11 protein-coding genes and 1 pseudogene are annotated in these 9,196 nt (G+C 64.4%); 8 read left to right on the top strand and 4 right to left on the bottom strand.

The genetic code is table 11. From position 1 onward, the window contains the following. The 4 genes and pseudogenes from GRI99_RS18175 to GRI99_RS18160 form a co-directional block, all read left to right on the top strand. Nucleotides 1-464 (top strand): annotated as a pseudogene (locus GRI99_RS18175) (hypothetical protein); the annotation flags it as partial. A 46-nt stretch (nucleotides 465-510) separates the two neighbouring features. Further along, the gene (locus tag GRI99_RS18170) at nucleotides 511-921 is read left to right on the top strand and encodes a phage tail protein (protein WP_237438462.1); all 411 of its coding nucleotides are present in this window, start codon (nucleotides 511-513) and stop codon (nucleotides 919-921) included. 46 nt (nucleotides 922-967) lie between these two features. Continuing rightward, nucleotides 968-1,969 carry a contractile injection system protein, VgrG/Pvc8 family gene (locus GRI99_RS18165; RefSeq protein ID WP_160773483.1) on the top strand — a complete coding sequence of 334 codons (1,002 nt, stop codon included), beginning with the start codon at nucleotides 968-970 and terminating at the stop codon, nucleotides 1,967-1,969. Nucleotides 1,970-2,029: 60 nt separating this feature from the next. Next, entirely contained in the window at nucleotides 2,030-2,785 is a 756-nt protein-coding gene (locus GRI99_RS18160; protein WP_160773482.1) for a DUF5131 family protein, read from the top strand. Here the strand turns inward: GRI99_RS18160 and tcmP are convergent. The 4 genes from tcmP to GRI99_RS18140 are packed head-to-tail and all read right to left on the bottom strand — an operon-like array spanning nucleotide 2,697 to nucleotide 5,486. Next, nucleotides 2,697-3,674 (bottom strand): three-Cys-motif partner protein TcmP, encoded by a 978-nt coding sequence (gene tcmP, locus GRI99_RS18155; protein WP_160773481.1) that lies wholly within the window; start codon nucleotides 3,672-3,674, stop codon nucleotides 2,697-2,699. The two genes, GRI99_RS18160 and tcmP, sit on opposite strands and share 89 nt — an antisense overlap. 26 nt (nucleotides 3,675-3,700) lie before the next feature. Then, on the bottom strand, nucleotides 3,701-4,111 hold the full coding sequence (locus GRI99_RS18150) for an HIRAN domain-containing protein (RefSeq protein ID WP_160773484.1): 411 nt from the start codon (nucleotides 4,109-4,111) through the stop codon (nucleotides 3,701-3,703). Continuing rightward, a complete protein-coding gene (locus tag GRI99_RS18145) occupies nucleotides 4,105-4,797 on the bottom strand; it encodes a WYL domain-containing protein (RefSeq protein WP_160773480.1) in 693 nt (230 codons plus the stop codon). The genes GRI99_RS18150 and GRI99_RS18145 overlap by 7 nt, the downstream gene beginning before the upstream one ends. A 2-nt stretch (nucleotides 4,798-4,799) precedes the next feature. Then, nucleotides 4,800-5,486: an XRE family transcriptional regulator gene (locus tag GRI99_RS18140; RefSeq protein WP_160773479.1), complete on the bottom strand. Its 687-nt coding sequence runs from the start codon at nucleotides 5,484-5,486 to the stop codon at nucleotides 4,800-4,802. Between the two features lie 73 nt (nucleotides 5,487-5,559). Here GRI99_RS18140 and GRI99_RS18135 point away from each other — a divergent pair, with 73 nt between their 5' ends. From GRI99_RS18135 to GRI99_RS18120, 4 genes are all read left to right on the top strand, one after another. Continuing rightward, complete coding sequence (locus tag GRI99_RS18135; protein WP_160773478.1) at nucleotides 5,560-5,883, top strand: transcriptional regulator; 324 nt, start codon at nucleotides 5,560-5,562, stop codon at nucleotides 5,881-5,883. A gap of 287 nt (nucleotides 5,884-6,170) precedes the next feature. Then, nucleotides 6,171-6,647 (top strand): hypothetical protein, encoded by a 477-nt coding sequence (locus GRI99_RS18130; protein ID WP_160773477.1) that lies wholly within the window; start codon nucleotides 6,171-6,173, stop codon nucleotides 6,645-6,647. Further along, nucleotides 6,644-7,012, top strand: coding sequence for an Ogr/Delta-like zinc finger protein (locus tag GRI99_RS18125; protein WP_160773476.1), 369 nt, complete (start codon nucleotides 6,644-6,646; stop codon nucleotides 7,010-7,012). Before GRI99_RS18130 ends, GRI99_RS18125 begins: the two co-directional genes overlap by 4 nt. A gap of 271 nt (nucleotides 7,013-7,283) precedes the next feature. Further along, on the top strand, nucleotides 7,284-9,196 hold a 1,913-nt coding region (locus GRI99_RS18120; protein WP_160773475.1), incomplete at its 3' end, for a toprim domain-containing protein.

Below are 9,196 nucleotides of genomic sequence, written 5' to 3'. Positions count from 1 at the left end.
TTCCCAACTGGCTGAAGAACATCGGCCGGATGATGATGAGCGGCCTGCTGCTGGCCATCAACCCGATGGCGCTGGCGACCCGCCTGCTGCAGGTGGCCCGCAACGGGGTGAACGCCTTCAAGGACTATCTGGGCATCCGCAGCCCTTCGCGGCTGTTCATGGCGCTGGGCGGGCATACCGTGGAAGGGTTCGCGCGCGGCATCGCAGGCGGCCAGCAGCGCCCGGCGGCGGCGATGACGCGGCTTGCGCGCGGCGTGGCGGCTGCCGGGGCGCTGGGCATGGCCGGCGGGGCTGGCGGCCTGGCTACGGCCAGCGCTGCAGTTCCTAGCCGCCCGGCAATGGCCGTCACCATCAATGTCTACCAGCAGCCCGGGCAGGATGGTGCCCAGCTGGCCCGCGAGATTCGGCGCGAGCTGCATCGCCTTGATGGCGTGGCCCAGCGCAGCAGCTACCAGGAGGATTGATCCATGCGCTCATGTAGCAACGCGGTAGCGCGAGAAGGCAACTGAGATGGCGTCCGCTCCGCTCGACAATCTTTCGCCGCGCCAGCTGATGACCCTGGGCATGTTCGTCTTCGGGATGGACACCCTGCCCTATCAATCGCTGCTGCGCTCGTCCGAGTGGCGTCACGGTGGGCAGGAACGGCATATGGCGCGCGAGGCGAACCAGTTCCTCGGCCCCGGTCCTGAAGCCGTCACCATCACTGGCCTGCTGGTGCCAGAGGTGGCTGGGGACTTCGGCAGCTTCGAAACCCTGCGCGCCATGGCCGATACAGGTGACGATCACCCACTGATGGACGGCATTGGCCGCGTGCTCGGTGACTTCGTGATCCTGCGCCTGGAGGAAGAGCATCGCCAGATCCTGGCAGGGGGCCTGCCGCGCCAGGCGGGCTTCACGATCGAGCTGAAGCGGGTCTCATGAGCGCTCAAGTAGCGATCAGCGATAGTGCGCCCGGAGGGCTGAGATAATGCCAATTGCGGCTGTCCGCCTCACCCTGGATGACGGCACCGATCTGGCCGCCGCGGTAGATCCGCGACTTACGGAGCTGACCCTCACCGAGACGCGAGGCGAGGAAGCCGATCAGCTGTCTTTCACGCTGCAGAACGCCGATGGCCTGCTGGCCATGCCCGGCAGTGGCCGACGGCTATCGCTGGCGCTGGGCTGGCGCGTGGGCGGTGCCGATGCCCTGCCCGGCCTGGTCGACAAGGGCAGCTATGTGGTGGACGAAGTGCGCGCCAGCGGGCCGCCAGACCAGATCACTATCACCGCCCGCAGTGCAGATCTGGCCCGCACCTATCGCCAGCGCCGCACGCGCAGCTGGACCGATACCACGCTGGGCAGCGTCCTGGGCCAGATCGCCAGCGAACATGGCGGAACCGCACGGGTGGAAAGCACGCTGGCCACCCGCGCGATCACCGCGATCGAGCAGGAAGGCAAAAGTGACATGGCCTTCGTGCGCGATCTGGGCCGCCGCTATGATGCCATCGCCACATGGAAGGCCGGCGTGCTGCTGTTCCTGCCGGCCGGCGGCGGGGCCAGCGCCAGCGGCACCCCGCTGGCCGGAACGGTGATCACCCGCCAGCAGGGCAGCCAGTGGGAATTCTCCAGCGCCGATCGCGAGAAGAGCGACGGCGTCCAGGCCCAGTGGCACGATGCCGAGGCGGGCCGCCGCCGCACGGTCAGCGTGGGCGGCAGCACCAACCGCCGGCGCCTGCCCCGCGTCTACGCCACCCAGGCCGAGGCGCGCCAGGCAGCAGAGGCCGCGCTGTCCCGCGATGCCCGCACCGCCTGGCGCTTCACATATTCGCTGGCCGTGGCCGATCCCGGCCTGCAGCCTGATATGCGGGTCACCTTGCAAGGGTGGAGCAGTCTGATCGACGGCATCCGCTGGACCCTAGCGAAGGTGGAAACCAGCTACGGGCCCGGAGGGCTTGTCCAGCGGATCGAGCTGGATGGGGCAGCGGGATAACGTGAGGGATTCCCTGTTATCCACAGGGGTGGTATTGCAACGGCAGGATCGGGGTCGAACATGGCACAACAATCAGCAATCGAGTGGACGGATCTGACGTGGAATCCGGTCGTGGGCTGCACGATCGAGAGCGCCGGCTGTACCAATTGCTACGCCATGCGCATGGCCGCGCGCCTGCAGGCCATGGGCAGCGACAAGTACGCTGATCTGACAATGAAGACCAAGCGCGGCGCGGTGTGGACCGGCAAGGTCCGTTGCGACGAAGCCTCGGTCGAGATCCCCCTCACCTGGAAGAAGCCACGCCGGGTCTTCGTCAACTCGATGTCAGACCTGTTCCATGAGGCCGTGCCAGAGCAGTTCGTCGTCCGGATCTGGGACGTAATGCGGCGCACCCCGCAGCATCATTATCAGATCCTGACCAAGCGTCCGCAGCGGATGGCGGAAGTCCTGCAGCGCATCGCCCAGGTTCCACTGCCCAACGTATGGCTGGGCACCAGCGTGGAAGGGCCCCTGGTCGTGGATCGGATCGATCACCTGCGCCAGGTGCCGGCGGCGATCCGCTTTATCTCGTTTGAGCCGCTGATTGGCGCGCTGCCAGGCATGGACCTGGCTGATATTCATTGGGCGATCGTCGGCGGCGAGAGCGGCCCGCGCGCCCGCCCGATGGAAGAAGCGTGGGTCGAGGATGTCCTCGAGCAGTGCCTCGATCAGGGTGTTGCCTTCTTCTTCAAGCAGTGGGGCGGGGTGAATAAGAAGAAGACGGGTCGCCTGCTGCGCGGGCAGACCTTTGACCAGATGCCTGCTTATACTTTTTGATCACCCAATCCGCACCTTTGTGAATGAGAGCCTGGGCCTTGGGATCGGGATTGTTGCTCAGGCAGTACAATAGGAAATAGTCCTCTATCCCGCCGACTTGCAGCGGCAGCGGCTCCGAGACATAGCGAAATAGCCCTTGCAGGCACTGGCGATGAAACCTCGCAATCTCGGTCTTTGTTGCAGCCCGTTGGCGGCCGTCCGACATCATCCCAAGCAAGCCATCGTGGGTCTTTTCCGGAGCGTAGAACAGGTCCTCCCAATCGGGTGTGCCAAAGTACTCACCCAGAGCGCGCCGCTTGTCCGCATCCAGTTTCCTGTGATCGTGAGGGGTCTGCTGCACCGCTGCCTTCAAGTTGGCGAGAAACCACACGTCGGCCTTTTCACAAGCGGCGAGAGCCTTCAGCGTCTGCCATTTCACCTCGAGGCCGTAGGGATCGAGGAACACCAACGCGCGCGGAGCCCTTCCTCCGCGCCGGCGATCGGGTGAAGTCCAGAAGGGATGGCCGAATACGTCCTGAATGAATTCGTTGGCATCCTTGCGGATCACCTTTGCATCCAGCTGGGGGTAGAGCGCGACGAGGTTTTCGAGCGCGGCGATATGCTTGGGCTTCGTATCACCAAACCGGAAATGGTGGAAGGATGGCTGGATCGCTAGCGCCTTGGCAGCGCTGCCTGGGTACTGGCGCTCAACGGTTGAAATGGGAAGATTCTCGAACAGTCCGCCGCTTTGCTCGGTCGCCGTGCGCTCACCCGTCCCCGCGAACGGATCGATGTACCAGAGATCGAACTTCGCCCTGATTGCGCCAGTGAAGAACTGGCAATAGGCGCTGATCGCCTGCAGCTTGAGCTCGGTCCAGTCGCCGCCGAATCTGTGCCCCTCTGTTGCCATGCTTGCCCCGCTACTCTGCCGCTCGATCAGGCAGGCTCATCCCACTCGTCATCCGGCCAGAATTCTCTCTCTTCGGCAGTGGCGGCAGGGCGTGGCGGCGGCAGCACCGGCTCTGCCCCGTCGAACGCCACCCGGATCCATGCTCCATGATCGGTGGCCGCCTGGAAGACAGCGCGGATCTCCATGCCCTGCCTGATCAGCTTGCCGATGTGCGGTGCCCGCTCGGCGCGCAGGTAGCCCAGCTGGCCACCTCGCCCGGAGAAGACCGCAACGGCATAGGGATCATGCTTGTTTTTCGGCTCCGGTCGCAGCTCGACCTGTTCACCAGGTGCCATCATTGCAATGATGAAACGCCGGTTGCTGCCGTCAGCATTGGCATGCGCAGCTCCTACCACCTCGAGCGAATACGAGGCAAAAGAGCGATTCCGGTTCAACATTGCCAATCTTCGATCCGGTCATGACGAAAGGTGCGCTCGGCCCTCTTCTCTCTATCGAAACCCACTAGGTAGCGCCCTCTGACCTCCCAATTCGTCACCTCGCGGGATGTGACGACTCCGTCCTGATCGAAATAGGTAAACCTGATCCATTTCCCGCGCTGCGGCAGGCCAGCGGGAAGCAGCGTCGGCTCGAGACGATGGGCATTCTGCTTACGGTCTCGCAGGTCCTGCTTTGCATCCCTTAGCTGCTGGATCGCCTCCTGCAGCACTTCGTCAGAGTGAAGCCCCGCGCTGTGGTCTTCCCGCCAGGCCGACATCATGTCGTCTACATGGCGCAGTTCACTTTCGAGGGTTTCGACATAATCCGCAGACGTGATTTCTCCCCGCTTGATTTCAAGAATCGCCTCATTGGCTCGCTCAAGGATGTCGTCAGCGGCGCGTTGCGCCTCCTCGAATGGATCTTGCCATTCGCGCCTTGGCTCTACCGCGGCGAGGCCCTGGGACCGCTTTCGCTCATCGGCGGCGACCTTGGCCCGGTCATCCAAATCTTTCGACCAAAGCCCCCATCGTGTCGTTAGAGTGCCAATCAGTCCGGGCATCCTAGAGGGCTTGCCTCCCTTGACCCGATGCGCATCGATCGAAAGGGGAAGCATTACTGTGACGATGGCGAGCAGCAACAACTCCACTGCTACACCCTCCTGATCACCGCGCGAACCCGCCCGATCACATGGAGCTCGCCATCGACTGCGGTCTGCATTTGCACCAACGGATTGTCGCTGTGGATTTCGACGGCGCCATCGGGCCGGGCGCGCAGGCGCTTGATCATGCCGAAGTCGCCCACCGTTATCGCCCAGATCTGATCGTTGGGCCCAGGCTGGGTGAAGCGCCGGTCGATCAGCACTACCTCGCCATCGCGGATCGTCGGCTCCATCGAATCGCCGTCACCCTTTGCCCAAGCGAGCAGCTCGGGAGGGGCATCGGTGAATTCGCGCAGCCAGGCGCGGGAGAAGGATCGTTTCTCAACCTCGCCGCTCTCCTCGATGAAGCCGCCGCCCATGCCGAAGCCGATCTCGACATAATCGATTTCGACGACGTCAGAACTGGGATGCGGCTCTGCATGACGGAACGGGACTTGCTTGTCGGATAGCGACGACGTCGGGGAGGAATCGTCCGTTTCGCCCATCAGGTATTCCGGCGTGGTCTCCAGAAACTGCGCGATCTTGTTGACCTTCGTAGTTTCCGTGGTGCCGCCCAGGACCATCTTGCTGACAGCCTGCGGGGACACACCAATAGCGCGCGCCAAGGCCGCCTGGGACTTGCCTCTCAATTGAAGCAGCGCGCTGATGCGGTCCCCCAAAGTCATGGGTTCCGTCATCGCAACTGATGTTGATGCGGGACAGTCAAAATTGGTTGTTGACGAAATACACTTTGGTTGACATACATCATCCATGGTTGATGTTCGCACCCCGTTAGAAGCGCTCGATCTCGCTGCCCGACTGGCCGGCTCGCAAGCTGCGTTGGCTCGCATCTGCGATCTATCTCCCACTGCGGTGTGGAAATGGATGCAAAGCTCGAAGCGCCTGCCCGCCGAGTACGTCCTGCGCGTCGAAGCCGCCACCGGTGTCTCCCGCCACGACCTGCGCCCCGACATCTACCCGCGCGAGGAGATGATCGATCACCACGTGGGTGACCGCTTCTGCGGCATCGATCGCCAGATTGCCGCCCGCCAGCAAATGGCCGCCGGTGCAACCAGCGCCAGCAAGGCTGCCTGACCGATGTCGCCCCCCACCCATCTTTCCGTTTTCCCCTGCCAGACGGGACACGCTCTGCCCCGCGAACGTATTGCCATCCGGCAGCCTGCGCGGTCAGCGGGAAAAACCCTTGATCGTTCCCCTCATGATGAGCCGGGGGGACTCCAACAGCCGACGACTGACACGGCTGCGAAGCCACTGCACCTGCGGGATCAAGCGGAGCCCCGGCCACGGAAGGGTTGCACGACCTACCGTGCATTGCACTCTGCGAATGCGGTGGAAGTCAGCCAGATCCACGGAGGCCGGGCATGAACCCGCTGCCCCGCGAAGAGCAGCGCCAAGCCCGACGTGCGCGTGAGCTGGTCGAAGCCGCCGGCGGGCTGGAAGCCTGCGCGGAGGAGACCGGCCTCTCGACCAGCCACCTCTCCCGCTACGGCTCCACGGCCGAAAAGGATTCCATGCCGCTGCGGGTGATCGAACGTCTCGAGAGCGTCACCCACGGCACGCCCGGCCATCCGGTGGTCACCACCTATCTGGCCGCGCGCCAGGGCTTCAGCCTGGTGCAGCGCCCGCTGGTGCCGTCTGATCGCGCCGCCCTGATGGAGCTGCTCTCCCAGCACGCCCGCGCGCGCGGTGAGTGCGAGCAGCAGATCCTCCACGCCCTGGCCGATGGCCGCGTGGATGCTGCCGAGGCGGCCAAGCTGATCCCGCTGTTCCGCACCAGTTTCGAACTCACCAACCAGATGCTGGCCGAACTGGAAGCCATCGCAGGAGACGGACAATGAGCGGGGAAGGGGCACTGCACGGGGGGCCGCTGGCCTATGCGCCGCTGCAATTCCGCATGGCATCGGGCGGGCGCAATTCCAGCAACTCGCTGGTGGCCTGCGCCAAGTGTCAGGCACCGGCTTTCATCCGCGACAGCGAGCAGCTGACCGAGAAGGTCAAGCACCTGATCTGCCACTGCACCAATTCGGGTTGCGGCCACGTGTTCAAGATGGAGCTGGCCTTCGTCCACACGCTGGTGCCGGGCAACATCGATCGGCCTGATCTGGACCTGCCGGTCTGCCCGCGCGAGCAGGTGACCCACATCCTGCCACCGCCGCGCGGCGCGAACGACGCGGATCAGATCAGCATGTTCGACACCGGCTGACCGGTCGAACGGCCACTCCGCCAACCACTGCCAACCACGGGATCGAAAATGGCCGCGCTGCGGCCAAGGGGGAAGTTTTGCCAATCGCTCAATCAGGTCCGCCGCAATGCCGGCGCTGCCTCACCCACACCACCAGGCTGTTCTGGACCTTCACCAACAGCATTGGCTGGCGGCAATGGTGCCGGGCCTGCGGCGATGGTGACGCCGAGGGCCCGCCGCGCGCCTGCGTCGGGCCGGTCAACCTTGGGCAGCAAGCCGGGGTGACCGCCCGGTGAGCCTCGAGACCCAGATCATTGAAGGCCTGAAGCGCCAGTTTTCGTTTCGCAAGGCAAAGGGCACCTGGCTGCAGGAGGGCAAGTGCCCCCAATGCGGCCGGCACGAGGTCTACTGCGCGGCCAAGGATCCGCGCGTGGTCAAGTGCAGCCGCGCCGATCGCTGCGGGTGGGAAGACACCGTCCGCAACCTGCTGCCAGAGTTGTTCGAAAACTGGTCCGAACGTTTCAAGCAGACCGAGGCTGATCCCAACGCCGCCGCCGATGCCTACCTGCAGTTCGAGCGCGGGCTGGATCTGCGCCTGCTGCGCGGCACCTATTCGCAGGAGCTCTACAAGGATTTCGACAGCGGCCAGACCGGCGCCACCGTGCGCTTCCCGATCGGCGATTCCTATTGGGAGCGGATCATCGACCGCCCGGGCCGGTTCGAGAAGAAGGCCCACTTCAAGAAGGGCGGCACCTGGGGCGGCCATTGCTGGCTGCCCAACCACACCTCCTTCGAGACGCTGGCCCAGGCTGACGATATCTGGATAACCGAGGGCATCTTCGATGCCGTGGCCCTCACCCAGGGCGCACACCTCGCCGCCGTGTCGAACATGTCGACCGGCCCCTATCCCGACAAGTTCCTCGACCAGCTGCTGCAGGCCATCGCCGCGATCAAACGGCGCGATCGCCCGCGCCTGGTCTTCGCCTTCGATGTCGGCACCGCCGGTGTCTCATACAGCCGCAAGCACATCGAGCGCGCCCGCCGTGAAGGCTGGGACGCGGTCTGCGCCCAGGTGCGGCCTGACGGGGAGGGGACCAAGCTCGACTGGAACGACCTGCTGCTGCGGCACCAGAGCTGGAACGGCGAGGCGCAGGAAGCCCCCCTGTCCGATCACAAGATCGCGGAATACCTGCACAACGGGGCGATCACCATCGCCGCCACGCCGCGCGAGAAAGCCAAGCTGATCGTCGATCGGGCCGAAGCCCAGGCCCGCTCGATCAGCGCCTTCGACTTCCGCCACGGCAACCGCCTGTGGTGGTGCTCGATCAAGTACGACGAGAACGACGGGCGGCAGATCAACGTCCACGAGATCTGCAACTGCGCCTTCCGGATCCTCTACCGCGAGCGGGACGAGATCGAGGACGAGACCCACTACTATCTGCAGATCGACTTCCCCAACCGGCAGGAGACGGTCAAGGCCCGCTTCAGCGCCTCCGCATGCGCCAATTCGGGCGAATTCAAGAAGCGGCTGCTAGCCTTCGCCGGCATGTGGTCCGGCACCGGCGAGCAGCTGGACCGGATCATCCGCAACCAGACGCGCGACCTCAAGAAGGTCGAGCCGATCCCATTCACCGGCTTCTCCCAGCGCCACAAGGCCTGGCTGCTGGGTGATATCGCGGTCCACCAGGGCCGCCTGATCACCGTCAACGCCGAGAACTATTTCGACATCGGCAAGCACGCGGTGAAGCTGCGCAGTGCCGAGCGGATGCTCGAGATCGATTACGACCCCGACCGCATCACGTTCGACTGGCTCGACGATCTGTGGACCGCCTACGGGCCGAAGGGCCTGATCGCCCTGGCGTTCTTCTCGATGTCGCTGTTCGCCGTGCAGATCCGCGAGCGGCACAAGTCGCTCGGCTTCCTCGAGATCACCGGCCAGCCCGGATCCGGCAAGACCACCCTGGTCGAGTTCATGTGGAAGCTGCTCGGCCGCACCGGGTACGAAGGCTTCGACCCGAACAAGGGCACCCGGGCCTTCCTCTCCCGTTCGTTCGTCAAGGTCGCCAACCTGCCCATCGGCCTGATCGAGAGCGGGCGCGACGACGACAAGCGCAGCCACAACAAGCAGTTCGACTACAACGAGCTGCTGGTGCTGTTCAACGGCCGGTCTCCGCGCGGGATCGGGCGCAAGAGCGGCGGCTTCGA

The sequence above is a fragment of the Alteraurantiacibacter buctensis genome (assembly GCF_009827655.1).
Taxonomy (GTDB): Bacteria; Pseudomonadota; Alphaproteobacteria; order Sphingomonadales; family Sphingomonadaceae; genus Alteraurantiacibacter; species Alteraurantiacibacter buctensis.
This window is presented reverse-complemented; position numbering and strand designations above follow the sequence as displayed.